Below are 22,891 nucleotides of genomic sequence, written 5' to 3' on the forward strand. Positions count from 1 at the left end.
CCCGCTTCAACCGCCGAACCAAACGCGCTTCCAAGACCCAACAAATGCTCGAGATCACCCTCGACATCTTCCTCGCCAGAAAACGCCTACAGAGTCCGACGTGAACACTCCCCCGTGCCGGGGAGGAGTTACGCCGCCTCCGCCGCCTCGGTCGTCCACCCCAGATGCGGCAACGCGATCGACCGCTTCCCCGCCAGATCGATCCGGCACACCAGCAGATCGCGCCCCTCGATATAGGCAAGCAACCGCTTCACCCGCCCCAGCGAACTCGTCCCATAGGTCCGCGCGATCGCCGCGTCGCTCGGGCACGGCCGCCCTTCGCGTGCCGCCCGCGCGATGAGCATGAACGCGCCGAGCATGTCGTCGGGCAGCACATCGGCAATCGCCAGCGCCTGCGCCCATTCCTCGTCCGGCGCTTCGAAAATCCCGGCCCGCGCACACGCCAGCCGGCGCGTGAAGGCCGGAAGGTCGAGCGGCGGGCGCGGCAGGCCGACCATGCGACAGCGCACGTCGAAATCCTGATACAGCACCGCCGCCGCGCGCGGCTGATCGCCTTCGTCCTCGACAAGTGCCCGCAGCACCTCCGCGACGATCGTATCGGTTTCGTCCGCCGACCGTTCGGGCAGGTCGGGCGCGTTGCTGGGCCGCACCGGCGCGGCAATCGCCGCCTCCACCGCTTCGGGTGGCGCGACGTGCCGGATCGGCGGCCCCAGCGGCAGCATTGCTTCGACCGGGGCAAGCAACAAACCCTTGATATCGGCCACCGGTGCGCTCGGCAGCGGCGTCAGCTTGGGACTGCCGCTGCGCGCCGACGTCTGCACCGGACCGATCTTGATCGACAACGGCCGCCGCGACACCGCCGGCCCCAGCGCGAGGAAATGCCCGCGCTGCAAATCGCGGATCGCCTCGGCCTGCCGTCGCTCCATGCCCAGCAGATCGGCGGCCCGCGCCATATCGATGTCGAGGAAGGTGCGCCCCATCAGAAAGTTCGACGCCTCGGCCGCGACGTTCTTGGCGAGCTTCGCCAGACGCTGGGTCGCGATCACGCCGGCAAGGCCGCGCTTGCGCCCGCGACACATCAGGTTGGTCATCGCCGACAGCGACGCGCGGCGCACTTCCTCGACGACCTCGCCCCCGCCCGCCGGTGCGAACAACTGCGCTTCGTCGACGACCACCAGCGCCGGATACCAATGTTCGCGCGGCGCATCGAACAGCGCGTTCAGGAACGCGGCGGCGCACTTCATCTGCCCCTCCGCCTCCAGCCCTTCGAGGCTGAGCACCACCGACGCGCGATGCTCGCGCGCGCGCGTCGCGAACCTCGCGACTTCGCGCTCGCTATGGTCGGCCGCCTCGATCACGACATGGCCATAGGCACCTGCCAGCGTCACGAAATCCCCTTCGGGATCGATCACCACCTGCTGGACATGGCCTGCGCTGCGCTCGAGCAGGCGGCGGAGAAGATGCGACTTTCCCGATCCCGAATTGCCCTGCACCAGCAATCGGGTCGCCAACAATTCTTCGAGATCAAGGGGAACGGTCTTGCCCGCCGGGTCCGTCCCCATATCGACGTTCACGGTCATCGAGGGTCTTTAGGCGGTGGTGCCGCGTCGGGGCAAGCGCTTGCGTCGACGCCCGTCGCACGCCATGCCGATCGCACCGTTCGGGGAGCGACCATGCGACTGCACAAGGGCTATGCCGCGCTGACCATCGCGCTGCTGGCGATCGAGCTGGCCATCGCGCTGTTCCTGCACGATCCGATCATACGGCCCTATGTCGGCGACGCGCTGGCGGTGGTGCTGGTCTATGCCGGCTTGCGCGCCGTCACCAGCGCGGGCGTCCTGCCGGCGACGCTGATCGCATTCGCCATCGCCGTCGTGATCGAGTTCGGCCAGTATTTCCGGGTACTCGCCGCCATCGGCCTCGATCACGACCGCTTCACCCGGATGATCCTCGGCAGCGGTTTCGATCCGAAAGACTTCATCGCCTATGCCAGCGGCGCGGTCGCGGTACTGCTGGTCGAACGTTACCGCCGCGCGTCGCGCGCCGCGGCCGGCATCCGCACCGTCAGCCCGTCGAGCGACTCGTCGAGCACGATCTGACAGGCCAGCCGGCTGGTCGCGACCGCGCCTTCGGCAAAATCGAGCATGTCCTCCTCGTCATCGCCTGGCGGCGGCAGGCGCGGCGCGTCGGCGGGATCGACGATGACATGGCAGGTCGAACACGCCATCTGCCCGCCGCACGTCCCTTCGAGCGGCAGGTCATAGGCCTGCGCCAGATCGAGCAGCCGGTCGCCGGTCGCCCCGCGCGCTTCCTCGACGCTGCCATCGGCACGGACGAAGCGGACGATCATCGTTGCCCCCGCGCCGCGCGATCGATCGTCTGCAATGCCGCCACCAGTTCCTCCTGCGTCGTGTAGCGCCCGAACCCGATCCGGATCGCATTCTTCGCCTGCGCATCGCTCAATCCGATCGCGCGCAGCACATGGCTGGTCCGCCCCGATCCGCTGGCGCAGGCCGATCCGGCCGAAAAGGCGATGTCACGACATTCGCTCATCAGCCGCGCCACATCCAGCCCGTCCATCCGCACGTTGAGATTGCCATGCCAGCGCGCCCCGGCATCCCCGTTCAGCACCCAGTCGGGTGCCGACAACACCGCCCGCGCCGCATCCCACAAGGTCTCGACATGCGACGGATCGTCCTGCGTCAGCAACGCCGCTGACACGCCGAACCCGGCGCACAAGGCGGGACTGAGCGTGCCCGATCGCAACCCTCCTTCCTGCCCGCCGCCGTACAGGAGGGTGGCCGGTTCGGTTCCGGCGCGAACCCACAGCGCGCCGATCCCCTTCGGTCCATAGATTTTGTGCGCCGACACCGCGATCAGGTCGCAACCAGAAACCGGCAGCGCGACCCGCCCCCAGCCCTGCACCGCATCGCAAACCATCACCGCCCCGACCGACCGGGCCAGTTCGCCGAGCCATGCGATCGGCTGCACCACGCCGATCTCGTTATTGACCAGCATCGCGGCGACCAGCGCGGTTCGTTCATCGATCGCTGCCACCGCCGCGTCGCGATCGACCAGCCCGTCCGCGCCGACCGGCAGCACCACGACCTCCGCCCCCCGCGCCGCCAACGCCCGCACGGTATCGAGCACGCAGCTATGCTCGGTCGCGATCGTCACCACCTTCGGCCGGGCAGCCCCCGACCGTTCGAACGTCCCGGCAATCGCCCAGTTCGCCGCCTCGGTCGCGCCGCTGGTAAAGAACAGCCGCCCCTCCGCGCCCGGGGCCAGCGCCGCCAGCACCTGATCGCGCGCGACCTCCACCGTCGCCTTTGCTCGCCGTCCCTCGCGATGCGCCGAATGCGGGTTGGCGTGGTGGTCGCGCAGCCACGGCACCATCGCCGCGAACGCCTCCGGCGCGAGCGGCGTCGTCGCCTGATAATCCAGATAGGTCACGCCATCGCCTTCCATGCCTCGGCGAATCGCTCGACCTCGTCGGCGGTCGTTGTCCAGCCGAAACTGACGCGGATCACCTCGCTCGCCGCCCTGGCGTCGAGGCCCATGGCGGTCAGGACGTGACTGATCTTGAGCGTCCCCGACGAACACGCGCTCCCGGCCGACACCGCGAACCCGGCCGAGTCCAGCCGCATCAGCTGCGCCGCCGCCGACCGGCCCGGCAGTCGATAGCCGGCGATGGTTGGAATCCGGGGCGACGCATCGCCGATCACCTCGCCGCCGTTCGTCCGCACGATGCGGTCCAGTTCGGCGCGAAGCAGTGCCACCCGGTTGAACCAGTCGCCCGGCGCTTCCAGCGCGGCGGCAAAGCCCAGCGCGGCGGGCAGGTTTTCCGTGCCCCCGCGATAGCCTTGCTCCTGTCCGCCGGTCGGGCGCAACAACGACAGGTCCCGGACGAGCAACGCGCCGATCCCCGGCGGTCCGCCCAGCTTGTGCGCCGACACGACGATCAGGTCGGCAGGCGGCAGCGGCAGCTTGCCGGCGCTTTGCGAACAGTCCGCGACCAGCGTGATCGGCCGCCCGATCCACGCCTCCCGCCGGAGTGCATCGATCCGGTCGAGCGGCTGCAACACGCCCGTCTCGCTGTTGGCCGACTGGATCGCGAACCGCTCGGTCGCTTCGCGGGGGTCGAGGGCATTCAACAAGGGCGAACGATCGTCAGTGTCGACCAGTCCATCCTCGCCCACCGGCAACCGGATGTCGCTCTCCGCCGCCCGCAGGACCGCATCATGCTCGACCGAACTCACGACCGTCTCGTACCGCCCCGCACCGCGCAGCGCGATCGCCAGCGCTTCGCTCGCGCCGCCAGTCAGGATGACCTCGCCATCCCAGCCCAGCGCGGTGGCGATGCGCGCGCGCGCATCCTCCAGCGCCCGCCGGGCGGCGCGCCCCTCGGCATGCGGGCTCGACGGATTGGCCCAGCGCGCCATGCCGTCGAGGACGGCGGCTGCCGCTTCGGGCCGGATCGGGGTGGTCGCGGCGTGGTCGAGATAGATGCGGGTCGTCAAAACACTTCCGTTCCGATTGCACGGGCCTATATAGCCGCGATCCATCTTCGCGCCATTGCCGCGCCCGAAACCTAACAGGACGTCCCATGCCCGAAGTCATCTTCCCCGGTCCCGAAGGTCGACTGGAGGGCCGTTTCGCCCCCGCCCCCCGCCCCCGCGCGCCGGTCGCGATGATCCTGCACCCGCATCCGTCGTCGGGCGGCACGATGAACAACCGCATCGTGCAGGAACTCTACAAGACGTTCCAGCGTCGCGGCTTCGCGACGCTGCGCTTCAACTTCCGTGGCGTCGGCAAGAGCCAGGGCACGTTCGACAATGGCGTGGGTGAACTGTCCGACGCCGCCTCGGCACTCGACTGGGTGCAGAGCTTCCACCCCGAGGCGCAGACGACGTGGATCGCGGGGGTCAGCTTCGGCGCATGGATCGGCATGCAGCTGCTGATGCGCCGCCCCGAAATCCGCGGCTTCATCTCGATCGCGCCCCCCGCGAACATGTACGACTTCACCTTCCTCGCGCCATGCCCCTCCTCCGGCATCATCATCCAGGGCGACGCCGACGAAGTCGTGACGCCGGTGGCGACGCAGAAGCTGGTCGACAAGCTGCGTACCCAGCGTCACATCACCATCCATCACGATGTGATCCCGGGTGCCAACCACTTCTTCCAGAACGAAATGCCGCAATTGATGGGCAGCGTGGACAAGTATCTGGACATGCGGCTGGACCCGAACTCGCCGATCAAGTGAGGCGCGGCGCAGCGGATTGGCAACGCCAATCCGCGCCCGGCGGCGCGCCCGGCCGGCGGTGCCAATCGGCACCGACCGACGACGCGGCTTCGCCGCGGCGAACGTTTGATGCTTGCCATCTTGAATGGTGACCATAGGATGCCGGTGCCATTCCGGTACAGGACATCCTGCCCATGCTGACCATCTTGCTGCTAGCGGCGGCAACGCAAGCCACTGCCGCCCCGACGCCACCGAAACCCGAAAAGAAAGTCTGCCGCCGCGAAATGACGACCGGCTCGATCATGGCCCGCCCGGTCTGCCACACCAGAACCGAATGGACGCAGATCGACGCGCAGAATGCCGCCAATGCCGCTCAGGCGCTGGACCAGCGAAGCTACCGCATGCCGTCGCAGCGCGACTGACGCCTACATCGTCCAGATCGCGACGTTCCCGACCATCACCAGCGCACACACGATCATCAGGCTGCCGTTGCGCCGTTCGCCACGCGCAATCATCCGGACGCCGAAGACGATCAGCAGGATCGCGACGAGCATCAATATCGCGAGCAGCGTCCCCGCCGGCCCCTGCGTCACGCCGCCAGCACCGCGCCATAGGCGACGGGATCAACATTGCTGCCCGACACCAGCACCAGCGTACCCGGCTTCACCGTCACCCGTTTCGACAGGATCGCCGCCAGCGCCACCGCGCCGCCGGGTTCGACGACCGCCCGCAAGTGCTGCGCGGCCCAGCGTTGCGCGTGGGCAATCTCCGCCTCGCTGACCGCCACCCCGGTGGCACCACGGCGTGAAAGCACGTCGAAGGTCCGCTCGGCCACCCGCAGCGTCTGGAGCGCGTCGCAGGCGGTCGGCGGTGGCGCATCGCCGACGGGTTCGATCCATCCCGCCTCGAGGCTGCGGCGCATATCGTCCCAACCTTCCGGCTCGACCGTCACGATCTCGGCATCGGGCAGCGCCAGCGCGATGCCGGCCGCCAGTCCGCCACCCCCGCACGGCACGACGACCTGCGACGGCACCGGAAGCCCGGCTGCCACCATCTGCTCCGCCGCCTCGATCCCGGCGGACCCCTGCCCCTCGATTACCCACGCATCGTCGAAGCTGGGCACCAGTGTCGCGCCGCGCGCATGCGCCAGATGCGCGGCGATCTTCTCGCGGCTTTCGGTCGCCCGGTCGTAGCGGACGACCTCCGCACCCAGCGCCATCGTCGCCCGCAGCTTCGTCTCGGGGGCGTCGGCGGGCATCACGATCGTGGCGGCGATTCCCAGTCGTCTGGCCGCCCACGCGACCCCCTGCGCATGATTGCCCGACGAAAAAGCGACGACGCCCCGCGCCCGCGATTCGTCGCTGAGCGCCGTCAAACGGTGCCACGCGCCGCGCAGTTTGAACGCCCCGATCGGCTGCAGCGATTCCATCTTCAACGCGACCCGCAAGCCGTTGATTTCCCTCACCATCAAGGGCGACGGCAGCAGGATACCCGCCATCTTGGCCGCTGCGTCGCGGACCCCTGCTCGCGTCGGCTGTCGCAAAATCGTCATAAAATGCCCGTTCCGTCGCAGAACCACTTTACATCGTGGGTTAGGGACCATAGATCGCGCCTCCGCTGCCCCATGGGACTTCCAACCGCAAGGCAGCTTTTGTCACCGTATGCCGAAAGGCAATTGGAGGTCCCTTGAATTGGCCAAGCACTATAGCGCGCTGGGGCTAGCTGCCCCCTTTATCGCCCGTGACTCCTCGTTCGAGTGCGGGATCGACATCGCAGAGCGCCGACCGGTCGAACCGGTCACGCTCGTTCGCCCGCACGCCGCAGCGCGCGCAGCCCGATTCTTCGTGGAGAAGTTTCCGGGCCGCTCGATGTATGCGGTGAAGGCGAATCCGTCGCCCGACCTGCTCCGTGTCCTGTGGGACAACGGCATCGCGCACTATGACACCGCCTCGATCGGCGAAGTGCGTCTGGTGAAGTCGACGCTGCCCGAAGCGACCTGTCACTTCATGCACCCGATCAAGGCCCCGGAAGCGATTGCCGAGGCCTATTTCGACCATGGCGTGCGGACCTTCTCGCTCGACAGCATGGACGAGCTGGAAAAGATCGTGGCCGCTACCGACGGCGCGACCGATCTGACCCTGTGCGTGCGGATGCGCGTGTCGTCCGAATATGCGAAGCTGTCGCTGGGATCGAAGTTCGGCGTTGGTCCGGGGGAAGCGAAGCAGTTGCTGATCGCGACCCGTCAGGTCGCCGATGCGCTGGGCATCTGCTTCCATGTTGGCAGCCAGACGATGTCGCCCGATGCGTACAGCAACGCGATGGAACGCGTTCGTGGCGCGATCGTCGATGCCGGTGTCACCGTCGACGTCATCGACGTCGGTGGCGGTTTCCCGTCCTGCTACCCCGGCATGACCCCGCCGCCGCTGGAGCGTTTCTTCGAAACGATCCACCGCGCGTTCGAAAGCCTGCCGATCAGCTATTCGGCGGAATTGTGGGCCGAACCGGGTCGCTCGCTGTGTGCCGAATATGCATCGGTCGTCGTCCGCGTCGAACATCGCCGTGGCGCGGAACTGTTCATCAACGACGGTGCCTATGGCTCGTTGTTCGATGCCGCGCATATCGGCTGGAAATATCCGGTGCAGCTGCTGCGGCAGCCGGAATCGGATGCGCGCGACATGGACTTCAGCTTCTGGGGTCCGACCTGCGACGATATCGACCAGATGCAGGGACCGTTCCCGCTGCCGGCCGATACCCGCAGCGGCGATTATTTCGAGATCGGCATGCTCGGTGCCTATGGCTCGGCCATGCGCACCGCGTTCAACGGCTTCGGCAATGGCGAGACCGTCGTGACCGACGACGAGCCGATGGAGTCGATGTATATCGAACTCGATCCCGTGCCGGCGTTCGTTTCGAACAACGTCGTCAAGCTGTAACGCCACTATCCTAACCAGCCACCTCCCCCTTCCCGCACCTGTGCGGGAGGGGCCGGGGGTGGGCTTTGCATGGCCTTTGCGCTATGCGACCGCCATCGGCTCCTCCCCACTTTTTCGGGCAGGAGGCCATACCGGGTTTCCGCGTCCCCATAACGACGACGGCTTATCGATGATGATGGGACCATCATGACCGACACGACGATCAACGACACCCGCAAGGCGGAACTGCTTTCGACCACCGTCGAGCATGTCGACATCACCAAGTTCGACGCCCGCCCGATCATCGACGCCATGGGCAAGATGAGTTTCACCAGCCGCGACCTCGCGCGCGCCACCCGCATCTACAACCAGATGCTGGAGGACAAGGACTGCTCGATCTTCCTCGTGATCGCCGGTTCGACCTCGGCCGGCGGCTGCATGGATCTGTACGCCGAACTGTTGCGCTCGAACATGATCGACGGCGTCGTCGCAACCGGCGCGTCGATCGTCGACATGGACTTCTTCGAAGGGCTTGGTCACAAACACTATCAGGCGCTTGAAATCCCCGACGATAACGTGCTGCGCTCGCTCTACATCGACCGCATCTACGACACCTATATCGACGAAGAGCAGTTGCAGGATTGCGATCACACCATCGGTGAGATCGCCAATTCGCTCGAACCGAAGGCCTATTCGTCGCGCGCCTTCATCCGTGAGATGGGCAAGTATCTCTCGGAGCACGGCAAGAAGGAAAACAGCCTCGTCAAGCTGGCGTACGAGCATGACGTGCCGATCTTCTGCCCGGCCTTCGTCGACAGCTCGGCCGGCTTCGGTCTGGTCAAGCACCAGGTCGACCGCGCGAAGGAAGGCAAGCCGTACATGGTGCTCGACGCCATCGCCGACTTCCGCGAACTGACCGACATCAAGATCAAGGCGGGCACCACCGGCCTGCTGATGATCGGCGGCGGCGTGCCGAAGAACTTCATCCAGGACACCGTCGTCTGCGCCGAAATCCTCGGCCATGACGATGTCGAGATGCACAAATACGCCGTGCAGATCACCGTCGCCGACGTCCGCGACGGCGCGTGTTCGTCGTCGACGCTGAAGGAAGCGGCCAGCTGGGGCAAGGTCGACACCGCGCTCGAACAGATGGTCTTCGCCGAAGCCGGCTCGGTCATGCCGCTCCTTGCCTCGGACGCCTATCACCGCGGCGCGTGGAAGGATCGCACGAAGCGCGCCTTCGGCAAGATGTTCGACTGATCCTCGAACCATCGCCAAAAACGTAAACGGCGGGGGAGCAATCCCCCGCCGTTCTCGTATCTGCGGTTCGGCGAACGCCTACATCTTGAACCCGAACCGGGCATATTGCCGATCGATCTGCGGCGCGACCCGCCGGGCCATCGTCAGGTCGGCAAGCGCATCGGCATCGCGCTTCATCGCCTTCATCACCACGGCGCGCAGATAGCGGCTGCTCGCCATGTCGGGTTCCGCCGCCAGCACGGCGTCGAGATCGGCCAGCGCCTCGGGATACCGGCCCATCCGGTACCAGACCATCGCCCGGCTATCGAGCGCGGCGAGCGTGCTGTCGCTCAATTCGATCGCACTGGTGCAATCCTTGAGCGCGGTGTCGAGCATCACCGACCGCGTGCCCTTGATCCAGCAACGACCGTTCAGCAGGTTCGGCGAACCCGGCTTTTCGGCGATCATCGCATCGTACAGCCTCACCGCTTCTGCCGCGTCACCGAACTCCCCGATCAGCGCCGCCTTGTCCTGCCGCGCCGCGCGCTTCTGTTCACCGCCCAGCGCGATCCGCTGGTCGAGCAGCGCAACGCCGCCGGGCAGGTCGCCATTCTCCGCCTTCAGCCACGCCAGCCGCATCGTCGCGCTCTGGTTCGACGGGTCGAGCCGCCGCGCGCTTTCGGCATCGGCCAGCGCCTTTGTCCGGTCGCCGAGCATGTCGTGGACATAGGCCCGTTGCAGGTACAGATTGATGTCCGGTTCCTTGGCGATCACCCGGTCGAGATCGGGCAGCGCCGCGCGGTAATTGCCGACCCCGCTCTCGAAACTGGCCCGGCTCTGATACCCGCCGATCTCGTCGGGATCGGCGGCGATCGCCTTGGCATAGACCGCGCGGATCGCCTTGATCTGGCTCGACTGCGCCATCCCCGCGCTGTCCAGCGTCCAGCGGCGCGGCGTGTCGGCGGGCGCGACCAGATGCGGAATATTGGCGGTCGCCGTCGCCACCGCATCGCGTTCGGCGGCGATCTGCGCCGCCGGCACCTCCACGCCCAGTGCGTCGACCCGTTCGTCCATCGTCAGCAGGCCGTTCGTCAGGCGCGTCGTCCGCTTGACGACATGGCCCGCCAGTCGCTGATCGGCGTCCGCCGTTCCATCCAGCGTGAACCCGCGTCCGCCATCGGGCAGCCTGATCCGCAATCGGCGCTCGAACCCCAGCGGCGGCGGCGCGGCGACCGGGATCGCCGTCCAGTCGGGACGGCTGCGATCGGGGGAAAAGGTCAGATCGCTCAACGGACCGTTCAACGACCGTTTGCGCCGCCGGTCCTCCATGCCCCAGCTGGTGCCGACCACGCCCTTCGCACGGATGACGACGTCGCCGCTCACCGGATCGGGCGTGATCGTCCCGTCCGCGAATTGCCCCTCCCCCGCGGCCTTTTGCAGGACGTTCGAAATCAGCTCGCGCTGTTCCTTCGGTCCCAGCTGGCTCTTCGCCGCGCGCAGCTGTGCCGCGACCACGCCGTGCGCCACGAACGTCACGTCGACCGCACTGGGCAGATCGACCGCGCTGCTTTCGTCGGCGTCGATCGTCACGATGCCCATCGGCAGCGCATTGGCGTGGGTCGAGACCATCACCGGCACCGCCCCAGCCGCCCGCAGCGGCAGGACATAGCCGATGCCCGGCGTATCCCGGACATCGACGATCCGCGCATTGCTGCCCGTCCCGTCGAGCCACAGCGTTTCGCCACCGACCGTCGCCCGCACGAACACATGGTTGAACGCAGCGGCGCTCGGCAGCCGTTCGGGCACGAAGTCGCCCATGCCAACGCTGGCGATCACCGGCTCCGCCTCGATGCCCATGGCGTGCAGCATGGCGAGCAGCAACAGCGTCTTGGCCTTGCAATCGCCATAGCGGACTTCCCACGTCTTCGCAGGAGCTTGCGGGACATAGTTCCCGCCGTCCATCCCGACCGCCAGATAGCGGACCTTGTCCTGCACCACCTCCAGCGCGCGTTGCGCCCGGCCGAGCGGCGTCGCGTCCGCCTTCATGATCGCCGCGACTTCGCCGGCGATCGGACCGCCCGTCGCGACCAGCCCGTCGGTCTTGTACAGCGTCGCAAAGGTCTTCGACACATCGGCCCAGTCGGCGAAGCTCGCCACCTCCATCAACGGCGGATGGCGGAACCGCGACGGCGCATCCTCGGGCATCTCCTTGGGCTTGGCGAGCGGCAGCGCGAAGTTCAGCTCGGTAAACTCGCCCTTCGTGACCGGCGTCGCCTGCACCCCGTCAGCGATTACCTTCCACTTCGGCTGGGTTCCCTTCGGCCAGCTGTAGCGGACCCGCCCCGCCCCGATCCGCATCGGGGCCGCGACCAGCGGAATGACATCCTGCACCCGCCCGCCCAGCGCCGTATCGCGTCCGGTGACCGAAAACCGCATGTCGAGGATGTCGCCGACCTCCAGCCCCTCGACCGCCATCGTCGCGGTCAGGATGCCGGTCAGTTCGCGCTGTTCGAGCGACTGTTCGCGCCGCAGCACGACGAACTTCTGCCCCTTCGCCAACAGGTCGATCCGCCGATCGCCGCGCAGGATGGTGAGACCATGGACGATCAGGTCGCCCTTGTCCGGTGCCCAGGGCAGGGTCAGCGTCGCTGCCTGCGACAGCATCTCGCTGCTGGCGATCCGCGTCTGCTGATGGACATAGGACCATAGCCGGTCGCCCTCGATCCGCTTCTGGAAATCGAGCAGCACGATCGGCGGCAATTCCTCCGCCGCGTTCGTCGGAACCGGGGGCGGCGCGATCACCCATGCCGGGGCGGGCTGATAGAGCGGCGTATCGCTGGCAAACGCCAGTGCCGGAACACACACTGCCGCCAATATGGCAGCCCGAGCCATGACCAAACGCTTCACGCAATCCCCCTCGTTCGCCGGCCCCCGCCGGTCGTCAAAGGTCTATCGCAGCGCCGTTCTTTGTCGAGTGGCGATTGTGTGCAGAAACGAAGCTGATCAGCCGAACAGCCGCGTGGCGCTCCGCTCCAGCATCACCAGCTGCCACAGCGTCCGGCCATGCTCCGCCCGGCCCGCGCGGTGATCGGCGACGATCCGCTCGATCGCATGCAGGTCGAACCAGTTCGCCAGCACCGGCGATCGCACCAGCGCCGCCGCCTCGTCGGCCAGTGCCCCACGAAACCATGCGCTGACCGGCGTCACGAACCCCATTTTCGGCCGATAAAGGATGTCGCGCGGCAGCCATGGCTCCAGCGCCTTCTTCATCAACCATTTCCCCTCGCCCCGCCGCAGCCGCAGCCCGGGCGGCAGGGTCGCGCAGAATTCGATCAGCCGATGGTCGAGCAACGGCTCGCGTGCCTCCAGCCCGACGGCCATGCTGGTCCGGTCGACCTTGGTCAGGATATCGCCGGGCAACCAGTGGCGGAAATCGGCATATTGTGCCCGGTCGAGCGCATGGCGACCCGGTGCCTGCCGCATTGCCGCGACATAGCGATCCTCGCCGCGATGCCCACCCAGTTGCCGCGCCATCGCCGGCGTATACAGCGCCTGCCGCACGCCGGGCGTCGTCACCCCGACCGCGCCGGCATAGGCTTCGTCGCCGTCCTGCGCCAACGCCAGCAGCGTCGTCTTGGCCCGGAACGGACGCGGTGCCCAATCGGCCTTGGGATAGACGTCGCCCAGCGCCCCGAACACCGGCTCGCGAAATCCGGGCGGCAGCAGTCCACGCACCCGTTCCTCGGCAGCATGGAATTTGTACCGGCGATATCCCGCCAGCGCCTCGTCCGCGCCGTCGCCCGACAGCGCGACCGTCACCCGCTCGCGCGCCAGTGCGCAGACGCGATAGGTCGCGAGCGCAGAGGCATCGGCAAAGGGTTCGTCGAACGCCGCGACCAGCGTGTCGATCAGCCCGAAATCGTCCGACTGCACCGTCCGCACCGCATGGTCGGTGGCAAAGCGCGTCGCGATGGCGGCGGCAGGGCCGCGTTCGTCATGCCCCGCCTCGTCAAAACCGATCGTGCAGGTCTGGACCGGCGCGCGGCTCGCCTCCGCCATCAGCGCGACGACCGCCGACGAATCGACCCCGCCCGACAGGAACGCGCCCAGCGGCACGTCGGCGACCATCCGCGACCGGACGCCCTCGCGCATCCGCTCGACCAGTTCGACCTCCAGATCGCGGGTGCTGCCTTTCGCACGCTTCGAAAAGTCGATGTCCCACCACCGCACCGGCGGCGGCACCGCCCGTCCGCGCTGCAACAGCAGGAAATGCCCGGCCGGCAGCTTGCGCACCCCCGCGACGATACAGGCGTCGTCGGGGACATAGCCCAGCGCCATATAATCCTCGATCGCGCGCAGGTCGGGCGTCCGCCGTACCAGCGGGTGGGCCAGCAACCCCTTCAGTTCGGACGCGAACGCCACCGCGCCATCGGCCAGCTCGACATAGTATAGCGGCTTCACCCCCATCCGGTCGCGCGCGAGAAACAGCGACTGGCGATCGGCATCATGGATCGCGAAGGCGAACATGCCGTTCAGCCGCGCCAGCATGTCCGGCCCCCACGCCGCCCATGCGTGCAACAGCACTTCGGTATCGCCCTGCGTGCGAAACACCGCGCCCCGCGCGATCAGTTCGGCGCGCAACTCGGCGAAGTTGTAGATTTCGCCATTATAGGTGACGACGAGTCCCTCGCCCGGCAGCGCCATCGGCTGCGGACTGCCCGCCACGTCGATGATCGACAGCCGCCGATGGCCCAGACCGACGCCGAGCGCGGTCCACACCCCCGACCCGTCCGGCCCGCGATGTGCCTGTGCATCGGTCATCGCGACGATCCGCGCCGGATCGACCGGCTTGGGGCTGGCGGGATGGAAGAGGCCGGCGATACCGCACATGGTCAGCGTCCTCCCGCAGCGCGATCGGCGATGGCGTCGACCGGTCCTGCTGCGCGCAGGAATTCGGTGATGGTCCCGCGCGGATCGCCTGCGCCCTTTTCCGCCGACATCAATACCGCCACGCCGCGCTGCGGCCCGCCCAGCAGACGCGTCTTCAGCGTTTCCAGCTTCACCCGGTCCTCGCTGCCGGTGGTCGTCGATCCGATCCGATACCAGGTCGCGACCTCGCGCTCGACCGGACCGGGCGCGGCCATGCGCTGCGCGGTACCACCGGCGATCGGCGGGGTGTCGGCGATCCGCACCCATCGGTCGTTCTCGCGGATCGGCCCCTGACCGAACCCGACCAGTTCATGCCCCTCGCCCTGTGCGGCATAGACCGCGATCGCAACGTCGACGCTGCGTCCGCGGGCATCGCCATAGCGACCGATCAGGAAATGGTCCGCGCCGGGATAGTGCGGCACCCATGGCTCGCCGGTGATGGCGATCCGCTGCCACCCCGGTACGCTCGGCAGGTCGATCCGGTCGGGCAGCGGATCGGCGCGGCTGTCGATCACCCACCCCCAGCCGGCAAAGGCGACGGCGATGCCCAGCACCGCACCTGCCGCCATCGACCGGTCGGCAACGCGCATCGGCATCGCCTGCACCCGCGCGACGTCGAACCACGGCGCATCGGGATCGCGATCGAACCAGCGCCACCCGATCGCCAGCACCCCCGCCATGGTCAGCGCAAAGAAGACCCAGCCATAGACGATGTGATCGAACCCCGTCGCCGCCGCGACCGACGTCAGATGCGCGGCATAGATCGTGCCCGCCGCCCGCACGCCATTGGCCAGCACCGGCACCACCAGCGCCATCGCCATGAACGCCGCGCGGCGGGCCCATGCGACGTAGCAGACATTGGCGACCAGCGCCCCGTACGCGATCATCGCGATCACGAACTTCGCGCCCGAACACGCCTCCGCGACTTCGAAATAGCCGCCCGGAATGGTGATGAGCACGCCGTCGACGCTCGCCGATACGCCCAGGGCGTGCAGGATCGGCATGGTCAGCGCGACCGTCACCGATTGCAGCCACGGCTCCATGAAATCGCCGAACGGCACCAGAAACACCATATAGGCCAGCGGAAACAGCAGACCCCGCGCGACGCGCGGCCCCAGCAACGTGACCACCGCCCCCTGCAACAGCATCACCAGCCCGACATGCCGGAACAGCGCCACCGCCGCCGCTTCGCCCACCAGCCAGCCCGCGCCACCGCCCACGACGATCGCCAGTCCCGGCCACCACGCGCCCGGCTGCAACGCAAGCACCTCACGCCGCCGCTGCCATACCAGCCAGCCGATGATCGGCGGTACGAACAGGCAATGACCATAGGTGGTCGAATTCCACCAGATATCCACCACATCGCCGACATCGCGGCGAAAGATCAGCAGCAATGCCGCCCAGATTCCGCCCAGCGCGATCAACGACCGCCGCCAGTCGGGCGTCAGCACGTCCACCGGCCGGTCGAGCGCCACGCTGCTCACAGTCCCATCAGCCCGGCAAGCGGTGCCAGTCGCGCATCCCAGCCATAGCGCGCGATCGTCCGCGCCCGCGCCGCCTGTCCGAGCGTATCGGCCGCGACGGGATCGTCCAGCAACGCCCTGATCTCATCTACGAAAGCAGCCGCATCCCCCGCAACCCGGATCGAACCGTCATGATCGATACCCTCGGCGGCCGCGGTCGAGGCAACGACCGGCCGCGCGATCGCCATCGCCTCCAGCACCTTGTTCTGCACGCCGCGCGCCAGCAGCAAGGGCGCGACGACCACGTCCGCCGCCGTGATCCAGCCCCGCACGTCGGCGACTTCGCCGGTCACGATCACCCGCTCACCCGCCAGCGCGCGGACCGCCGCCGTCGGATTGCGCCCGACGATCGCGAACCGGCCCGGCACCCCCGGCAGCACCTCGCGCACGAACCAGCGCACCGCGTCGATGTTCGGCCGATAATCCATCTGCCCGGTGAACACGATCAGCGGCCCCGCCTCCGCCACCGGCGCGACCGCCGCCGGATCAAAAAAGCCGGTGTCGATGCCATTCTCGACCGCCTGCGCTGCCCCCCCGAACAACGCCGCCTCCGCCGCACTGACGAACAGCGTCGCCAGCGCCCGATCCGCCACCCCGCGTTCGAACGCGCCCAGCAACCGCGCCTCGCGCCGCAGCATCCAGCGCATCGGCCCGCGCGCATCGTCGGCATAGGCGGCGAACTTCGCCGAATCGAGGTCGACGAAATCCATGACGAACCGCGCATCGTCCGGCAAATACTGCGCCATTTGCCCCGAATAGACATAGATCGCGGCATAGCGCCGCTCGCCCAGCAACCGCGCCACCGCCCCCCGCATCGCGCGATGATCGAACGCCGCCAGCGACACCGCCCGCCCGCTCGCCAGCGCCTCGACCGCCGCCCGCTTATTGCCCTTGGTCCGTGGCACCACCACCGCACTCGCGCACCATTGCTTCAGCGCCGCATCATGGCCCAGATCGCGCGGATCGTCGGCGAAGGTCGCCAGATGCACCCGTCCCAGCGTCGAGAGATGCCGCATCACATGATGGCTGCGCACCTTGTCGCCGCGATCGGGGGGATAGGGCACCCGGTGGGCGAGGAACAGGATGTCGCTCACCCCAGCCCCTTCGCGATCCACGGCCCGATCCGGTTCGATACCGTCAGCGGCAGCTTCTGCCACGCCGCGATCTTCAGCCGGTATCTGGGGTTGAGCGGACTGGCATCGCGCGGCGCGGCACCATCGGCGGTCCAGGTCGGATAGCCGAGCGGTTCGCCGACGAACCCCCAATTCTTCTTGTACGCCGCCGGCCCGGTCCCGACTTTCGACCGCCCGAAATCGAACCGGTCGCAGCCGCGCGCTCGCGCATGGCGCATCAGTTCGAAATACATCCGCTCATTGGCGCGCAGCCCCCGCGCCTCGGCCGTCCCGCCGCCCCAATAGGGATAGACCGTGCCCCGCCAATAGAGCGACAACACGCTCGCCACCGCCCGTCCCGCGTGGCGGATGGTCAGCACATCGGCATCCTCGCCGAACGCCGCGACGACTTCGCGGAACAGGGACCGCGGGAATACCGGCGTGCCGAGATTGCGCACCGACGTCCCATAGACCCGGAAATGCTCGGCCAGCGCCGCGCGGTCACGCCCGATCGCCACCTCGAACGGTGCCGCCAGCGCCTTGCGCACATCGGCGCGCTGCTTGCGCGGGATCGCCAGCAATTCCGCCTCGTCATCGCCGGCAAGCGACCGCACGAACCCTAGATAGCGGCTGTCGTCGAACGTCCATCCCGGCGCTTCGACGGCCGCCCCGCCCCGCATCTCGATCGTCGGACAGCCGAGCTCGCGCGCGACGCCGACCGCAGCCTCGGCCAGCACCCGCGCCGCCGCGCCGTCACCCAGCACGCCGCCCCCGACCCCGAACCCGGTCGATACCAAAGCCGCCCCGAACAACGGCGACCGCACCTGCGTCAGCGGCACCAGCCCGACCAGCACCCCCGCATCCTCGGCGAGCAGCATCCGATAGGCCTGCCCGCACCCCGCCGCCGTCGCCTCACCCCAGATCGGCAGATGGAACGGCGTCGCATCGGCCCGCCCCTCCACGAACGTCATGATCCGCGCGCGTTCGCCGACATCGCCCAGATCCGCCCGCCGGACGCGCAGGCTCACAGCGCGACCGCACGCTCGGCGACGATCGCATCGGCCCGGCCCCAGTCGTGCCGCGCCATCAACCGCTCCAGCTTCCCCGCCATCGCCGACAGCCGCGAATAATGGCGCAGCTTCGACCGGAACGGCGCGTTCGCCACGCGCGGTTGCCCCGGATCGATCTCCCATGGATGGAAATAGAACATTGCCGGATGCGCGTCCGTCCGGTTGCTGCGCACCACCGCATCCTCGACGACCCGGTTCGGCAGCAACCGGAAAAACCCGCCCCCCGCCGACACGTAGCGACCCAGCACCCGCGCCAGCGTGATCGGCCATTCGACCAGCGCATTGCCCGCCACCGGCCGGTACAGCCCGCGCGGCGCATCGGCCCAGCCATAATGGTCATGGGCCAGCGGCGCGACTGACGACGAATAGCGATAACCCGAATCGGCCAGCACGCCATGCGCCCACGGCGTGCGGGCATCGATCGAGAAACTCGGCGCGCGATAGCCGGTCACCGCCTGTCCGCCGGCATCCTCCAACACCGTCCGCGCCCGTGCCAGATCGTCGCGAAACTGCGCCGCTGTCATCGTGAACACCCGGCGATGGTCCCACCCATGGCTTGCCAGCTCATGCCCGCCGCCCACGATCCGCTGCATCAGCCCCGGAAACCGCTCGGCCACCCAGCCGAGCGTGAAGAACGTCGCCGTCACCCCGGCGGCGGCGAACAGGTCGAGCACCGCATCGGTATTCGCCTCGACCCGGTGTTCCAGCCCGTCCCAGTCGCGCCGGTCGATGACCGTTTCGAACGCGCCGACCTGAAACCAGTCCTCGACGTCGACCGACATCGCGTTGCGCATCGGGGTGACTCAGCCCACGACGCGGACGGACGTCAGGTCGGGCCGGCGCTGTTCGCCCTCGACCCAGTCGACCAGCAGCGTCAGCACCCGGCGCAGCGCCAGATCCTGCTGCTCCAGCCGTGCTTCGAGCGACTCGATCCGCGCCAGCAACGCCTCGGTATCGGCAACCGGTGCCGGCGGGCGCTGACCACTCTCGACCACCGACAAATGGATCGGGCGCGGCGGCATCGGCGGCGGCGGCGGGGTCATCGGGCGCGGATCGGCGTCGGCGAACGACGCCGGTTCCTCGGCCTCGGCATCCCCCGCCCGGCTGCCCAGCCCGTCGCGGTCGAGATCGGAAATGACGTTCTCGACGTCGAGCGCGCCGAACTGGTCGATCCCCTCGATCGCGCCGAACAGCAGCACCCGGCTGGCCAACTGGTTCAACCGCCGCGGAATCCCCCCCGACCAGCGGTGCAGCGACTCCAGTGCATCGGGCGAGAAACTCGGGCTGCCGGTCCATCCGACCACCCGCAACCGGTGTTCCAGATACGGTCCGACTTCCTCGACCTCCATCGGGTCGAGGTGATGCATCGCGATCACCCGCTGACGCAGCTGCTCCAGCCGGTCCGACCCGTGCAGCCGCTGCCGGAATTCGGGCTGGCCGAGCAGGAAGATCTGCAACAGCGCATAGCCGCCCGCTTGGAAATTCGACAGCATCCGCAATTCTTCGATCGACCCGACCGGCAGCGACTGCGCCTCGTCGATCACCAGCAGCGTCCGCCGGCCCGACCGCGCGACATTGTGCAGCCCGCGTTCGATCCCGCCCAGCAACTGCGCCTTGGTCAGCCCGGCGGGATCGACGTCCAGCCCCGACGCGACCAGCCGCAACAGGTCGTCGGCCTCGATCTGTGTCGTCACGATCCGGATGACGTTCAGCCGCGCGGCATCGATCGTCCGCATCAAATGGCCGAGCAGCGTCGTCTTGCCGGTACCCGGATCGCCGGTGATGACGATGAAGCCCTCGCCCTGGCTCAGGCCATAGCCGAGATACGCCATCGCCTTGCGATGCGTCGCGGTATCGAACCAGAACGCCGGATCGGGCGTCAGCTGGAACGGGCGACCGGTCAGGCCATAGTGATCGTCGTACATCAGCATCTCCGTTGGGAGCTGTATAACCCCCGATCGGTTTATTCTTCTTAAAATTTCGCGCCGCGACCTATGTGCAGGTCACGACCGTGCGGCAAGCCGCTGACGATGGCATGATATTCTCTCGTCACCTCCGCGAAAGCGGCGGTCAATCGACGCGGCGTCGCCGAATCCGGACGACCGTCCGCGGATAACGATTCCCGCCTGCGCAGGAAGGACGCGAAGTGCGGGGAAGCGCGAGGCGCTATCACTTCATCCGAGGGCGATCGACATTCAGTAGGGTGTCGACTTCTCCCCTCCCTGACAAGGGAGGGGTCGGGGGTGGGTTGGCCCGCGAGGGAGCGGACTCTCCAGCCCCAGACCGACCCACCCCCAGCCCCTCCCTTGTCAGGGAGGGGAGCAGTTCGCTGGCCTGACAGCTGAAGATCGATCGCCCCTAGAACCGGTACCCGACTCCCAGCAGCGCCTGCGCGATCACATCGGCGTCGGCCCCCTCGACGTCGAAGCCGTACAGCCCGGCCGTCAAACTGCCATAGGCCCGCCCGAACCGCCGGTAATAGCCGCCCTGCGCCCCGCCGCCCCATGCGTCGAGACCGCCTCCGATCCCGCTGGTGAAATAGTTGCCGTACACATCGACGCTGAACGACGACCGGCCGTCGATCGCCCATTGGCCAAAGCCCTGCACATAATAGCTTTCGTCGCGCGACGAATAGACGACCGCCCCCGGCACCGGCGGGATATAGAAGCGCCGGCTGGCATAGCCCGCACCCAGCCCCAGCCGCGTCGGCCCGCGCGTGATCGAATAGACCGCATCGATCCCGCGCGCGCGGAACGTCGCCGCGCTGATCGACTGGAACACCGGCGTCAGGCACGCGCCCGCGTTCGACTGTCCCTCGGGCGTCACCCCGCCACCGAACACGCACCCGCCATAGCGCGCGCCGAACGGGTCCTGCCCGTCGATATAGTTGATCGGCAGTTGCGCCAGCGATCCGGTCAGCTGCCGGCCGAAGGTGGTGACGCTGTCATAGACCCCGACCTGCACCGCCGCGCCCGGTCCGGTCTGCCATTGCAGCGATGCGGTATAGCTCATCGAACCATAGCGCCGCCCCAGCCGCGCCTCCAGTGCGGTGCGCGGCGACGGCCGCCACAACACGCCCGCGTCCCAGATCAGCCCATCGATATCATAGGCGATGCGCGGATCGGACGCCGGATCGGTCACGAACCGCCCCGCCCCGTCGAGTACCGGTCGACCCTGCGCATCGATCAGCGGATCGCGCTGCGTCACCTCGATCTTTTCATAACCGACCCCGCCGACCGCGGCGAGGGTGCGCGTGATCGGCAGCACCGCATCGACCCGGCCATAGGTGCCTTCGAATTTCTGGTCGAGTTGCCCGGCATCCTCGCGCAGCCACGCACCCGACACGGTCAGGCCGATCGGCAGGATCGTGCCCGCGCGCGTGCCCGCGCTCCCCATCACCAGATGGCTGGTCGCCTCGTCGAAATAATCGACCCGCCGTTGTCCGGGGGCCAGATCGATCGCGCCGGGTGCCTCGGCCTTCACATAGCCGAACTGGTACGTGCCGTTGACCGCGAACGGTCCGACCCGCGTCGCGATCGTCGGGCCGGCATACAGGCCATAGACCTGTGCGGTATTGACGTTGCTGGCGTTGACGAACGGTCCGAAACCGCCGCCGCGCTGGTCGCCCCGCGCCCGCGTCGCGATCGCGCCGCCCTCCAAGTTCAGCCAGCGCGTGATCGCGACATTGGCGCGCGCCAGCCCCGAATGGATTTCACCGCCGCCAAAGCCGCTGCCCCAATCAAAAATCCGCTGATACTGGTAATTGGCCTGTACCTGCACGCGCTGCGTCGTGACCTGCGCATCGACCCCGGCGGTCACCTGCGTATAGGTGACGACGTCGCCGTCGGTCAGGTCGGCGGCGACCGCCTGCCCGACTTCGATATAGGGGCTGACATCGACGCGCTGCGCCTGTGCCGGCACGGCGGTCGCGATCAGCACCGGCAGGGCCGCGCGATGCATCAATCCTGTTCCTGCCCGTAATAGCCGAAGCGCGGCCCGTCGGCGCGATAGGTCGTCGCGTTCAGCAGCAGCTGGATCTCGTCGCACCCGTCGAGCAGCGCGACCGCCTCGCGCAGGTCGGCTTCGCTGCTGCGATCGGCGCGCACCACCAGCACCGTCTGCCCGACCAGCGTCGCCAGCACCGCTGCCGGCGATGCCGCCAGCGCCGGCGGCGAATCGAACAGGATGATGCGATCGGGATCGGCCGCCAGCAACGTATCGAGCACCGCGCGCGCCCGGTCGCTGCGCAGCAATTCGGTATCGGCATGGGTCCGTGTCCCCGCCGGCAGGATCGACAGCTGCGGCACGTCGGTGGGGATCACCAGCGCCTCGGCATCGATGCTCGCATCGCCCAGCGCGTCGAGCAGTCCGCGTTCGGCCGTAATCCCCAACCGGTCGAGAATGTCGGGCTTGTTGACGTCGGCATCGACCAGCAGGACGTTCAGGTCACGCTCCGCCGCCAGCGACAGCGCAAGGTTGATCGCGCAGAACGTCTTGCCGTCGCCCGGTTGCGCCGAACAGATCAGGATCATGCGCGCCGCATCCTCGTCGCGCTTGGCGACATCGGCACCGGTCGCCAGCAACTGGCGCTTCACCAGCCGGAATTCCTCGGCCAGCGCGGTCACCGGCCCGCCGGGCACCAGCATGCCGCCGGCCGCCAGCGCATCGCGATCGATCCGCGCGGGATCGATCGCGGGAACGCGCGCTTCGGGCATCGGCTGTCCCGCCGGTGCGGTTTCCGGCACGGCCGGTTCGGCCACCGGCGGCAGGCCGGCTACCGGCTCCAGCCGCCAACGGTCCGCTGCCCGCTCCAGCAGGGATGCGCCACGCAGGCCACGGTGCGACTGATCGTTCACTTGGCCGT

Annotated in this window: 20 protein-coding genes; 5 read left to right on the top strand and 15 right to left on the bottom strand. The window is 68.0% G+C overall.

The window, feature by feature from the left end:
* Positions 1–128 precede the first annotated feature (128 nt).
* Complete coding sequence (locus ASE70_RS10030) at positions 129–1,580, bottom strand: ATP-binding protein (RefSeq protein WP_055994392.1); 1,452 nt, start codon at positions 1,578–1,580, stop codon at positions 129–131.
* A gap of 93 nt (positions 1,581–1,673) precedes the next feature.
* Between ASE70_RS10030 and ASE70_RS10035 the strand changes: the two genes are divergently transcribed.
* Entirely contained in the window at positions 1,674–2,099 is a 426-nt protein-coding gene (locus tag ASE70_RS10035; protein WP_082450957.1) for a ribosomal maturation YjgA family protein, read from the top strand.
* Here the strand turns inward: ASE70_RS10035 and ASE70_RS10040 are convergent.
* The 3 genes from ASE70_RS10040 to ASE70_RS10050 are packed head-to-tail and all read right to left on the bottom strand — an operon-like array spanning position 2,024 to position 4,565.
* Positions 2,024–2,350: a 2Fe-2S iron-sulfur cluster-binding protein gene (locus ASE70_RS10040; protein ID WP_056504268.1), complete on the bottom strand. Its 327-nt coding sequence runs from the start codon at positions 2,348–2,350 to the stop codon at positions 2,024–2,026. The two genes, ASE70_RS10035 and ASE70_RS10040, sit on opposite strands and share 76 nt — an antisense overlap.
* The gene (locus ASE70_RS10045; protein ID WP_056504271.1) at positions 2,347–3,468 is read right to left on the bottom strand and encodes a cysteine desulfurase family protein; all 1,122 of its coding nucleotides are present in this window, start codon (positions 3,466–3,468) and stop codon (positions 2,347–2,349) included. Before ASE70_RS10045 ends, ASE70_RS10040 begins: the two co-directional genes overlap by 4 nt.
* The gene (locus tag ASE70_RS10050; protein ID WP_056504274.1) at positions 3,450–4,565 is read right to left on the bottom strand and encodes a cysteine desulfurase family protein; all 1,116 of its coding nucleotides are present in this window, start codon (positions 4,563–4,565) and stop codon (positions 3,450–3,452) included. Before ASE70_RS10050 ends, ASE70_RS10045 begins: the two co-directional genes overlap by 19 nt.
* A gap of 41 nt (positions 4,566–4,606) precedes the next feature.
* Here ASE70_RS10050 and ASE70_RS10055 point away from each other — a divergent pair, with 41 nt between their 5' ends.
* Positions 4,607–5,263, top strand: coding sequence for an alpha/beta hydrolase (locus ASE70_RS10055; RefSeq protein ID WP_055994400.1), 657 nt, complete (start codon positions 4,607–4,609; stop codon positions 5,261–5,263).
* A 173-nt stretch (positions 5,264–5,436) separates the two neighbouring features.
* On the top strand, positions 5,437–5,664 hold the full coding sequence (locus ASE70_RS10060) for a hypothetical protein (protein ID WP_056504277.1): 228 nt from the start codon (positions 5,437–5,439) through the stop codon (positions 5,662–5,664).
* Positions 5,665–5,667: 3 nt separating this feature from the next.
* Here the strand turns inward: ASE70_RS10060 and ASE70_RS19830 are convergent, their stop codons facing one another.
* Together ASE70_RS19830 and ASE70_RS10065 are read right to left on the bottom strand one after the other, a co-directional pair.
* Positions 5,668–5,835 (bottom strand): hypothetical protein, encoded by a 168-nt coding sequence (locus ASE70_RS19830; protein WP_156347301.1) that lies wholly within the window; start codon positions 5,833–5,835, stop codon positions 5,668–5,670.
* Positions 5,832–6,794, bottom strand: a complete 963-nt coding sequence (locus ASE70_RS10065; RefSeq protein WP_056504280.1) for a threonine ammonia-lyase — start codon at positions 6,792–6,794, stop codon at positions 5,832–5,834. Before ASE70_RS10065 ends, ASE70_RS19830 begins: the two co-directional genes overlap by 4 nt.
* 139 nt (positions 6,795–6,933) lie before the next feature.
* Here ASE70_RS10065 and ASE70_RS10070 point away from each other — a divergent pair, with 139 nt between their 5' ends.
* Together ASE70_RS10070 and ASE70_RS10075 are read left to right on the top strand one after the other, a co-directional pair.
* Positions 6,934–8,175 carry a type III PLP-dependent enzyme gene (locus ASE70_RS10070; protein ID WP_235512178.1) on the top strand — a complete coding sequence of 414 codons (1,242 nt, stop codon included), beginning with the start codon at positions 6,934–6,936 and terminating at the stop codon, positions 8,173–8,175.
* Positions 8,176–8,361: 186 nt separating this feature from the next.
* A complete protein-coding gene (locus ASE70_RS10075) occupies positions 8,362–9,414 on the top strand; it encodes a 1,9-bis(guanidino)-5-aza-nonane synthase (protein WP_056504283.1) in 1,053 nt (350 codons plus the stop codon).
* Positions 9,415–9,492: 78 nt separating this feature from the next.
* Here the strand turns inward: ASE70_RS10075 and ASE70_RS10080 are convergent, their stop codons facing one another.
* The 9 genes from ASE70_RS10080 to ASE70_RS10120 all read right to left on the bottom strand — a co-directional run bounded on the left by ASE70_RS10080 (position 9,493) and on the right by ASE70_RS10120 (position 22,883).
* Complete coding sequence (locus ASE70_RS10080) at positions 9,493–12,285, bottom strand: DUF3857 domain-containing protein (RefSeq protein ID WP_200925620.1); 2,793 nt, start codon at positions 12,283–12,285, stop codon at positions 9,493–9,495.
* Positions 12,286–12,396: 111 nt separating this feature from the next.
* Positions 12,397–14,283 (bottom strand): XrtA/PEP-CTERM system amidotransferase, encoded by a 1,887-nt coding sequence (locus ASE70_RS10085; RefSeq protein ID WP_056504289.1) that lies wholly within the window; start codon positions 14,281–14,283, stop codon positions 12,397–12,399.
* Positions 14,284–14,285: 2 nt separating this feature from the next.
* Positions 14,286–15,806 (bottom strand): exosortase A, encoded by a 1,521-nt coding sequence (gene xrtA / locus ASE70_RS10090; protein ID WP_056504292.1) that lies wholly within the window; start codon positions 15,804–15,806, stop codon positions 14,286–14,288.
* Positions 15,803–16,939 carry a TIGR03087 family PEP-CTERM/XrtA system glycosyltransferase gene (locus ASE70_RS10095; protein WP_056504294.1) on the bottom strand — a complete coding sequence of 379 codons (1,137 nt, stop codon included), beginning with the start codon at positions 16,937–16,939 and terminating at the stop codon, positions 15,803–15,805. The genes xrtA and ASE70_RS10095 overlap by 4 nt, the downstream gene beginning before the upstream one ends.
* Entirely contained in the window at positions 16,936–17,928 is a 993-nt protein-coding gene (locus tag ASE70_RS10100; RefSeq protein WP_082450961.1) for a FemAB family XrtA/PEP-CTERM system-associated protein, read from the bottom strand. The genes ASE70_RS10095 and ASE70_RS10100 overlap by 4 nt, the downstream gene beginning before the upstream one ends.
* A 53-nt stretch (positions 17,929–17,981) precedes the next feature.
* On the bottom strand, positions 17,982–18,821 hold the full coding sequence (locus tag ASE70_RS10105) for an XrtA system polysaccharide deacetylase (protein ID WP_056504299.1): 840 nt from the start codon (positions 18,819–18,821) through the stop codon (positions 17,982–17,984).
* Between the two features lie 9 nt (positions 18,822–18,830).
* On the bottom strand, positions 18,831–19,952 hold the full coding sequence (locus ASE70_RS10110) for an ExeA family protein (RefSeq protein ID WP_056504374.1): 1,122 nt from the start codon (positions 19,950–19,952) through the stop codon (positions 18,831–18,833).
* A gap of 433 nt (positions 19,953–20,385) precedes the next feature.
* Positions 20,386–21,987, bottom strand: coding sequence for a hypothetical protein (locus ASE70_RS10115; RefSeq protein WP_056504302.1), 1,602 nt, complete (start codon positions 21,985–21,987; stop codon positions 20,386–20,388).
* Positions 21,987–22,883, bottom strand: coding sequence for an AAA family ATPase (locus tag ASE70_RS10120; RefSeq protein ID WP_056504305.1), 897 nt, complete (start codon positions 22,881–22,883; stop codon positions 21,987–21,989). Before ASE70_RS10120 ends, ASE70_RS10115 begins: the two co-directional genes overlap by 1 nt.
* Positions 22,884–22,891: the final 8 nt, after the last annotated feature.

Source organism: Sphingomonas sp. Leaf22 (assembly GCF_001421715.1).
Taxonomy (GTDB): Bacteria; Pseudomonadota; Alphaproteobacteria; order Sphingomonadales; family Sphingomonadaceae; genus Sphingomonas.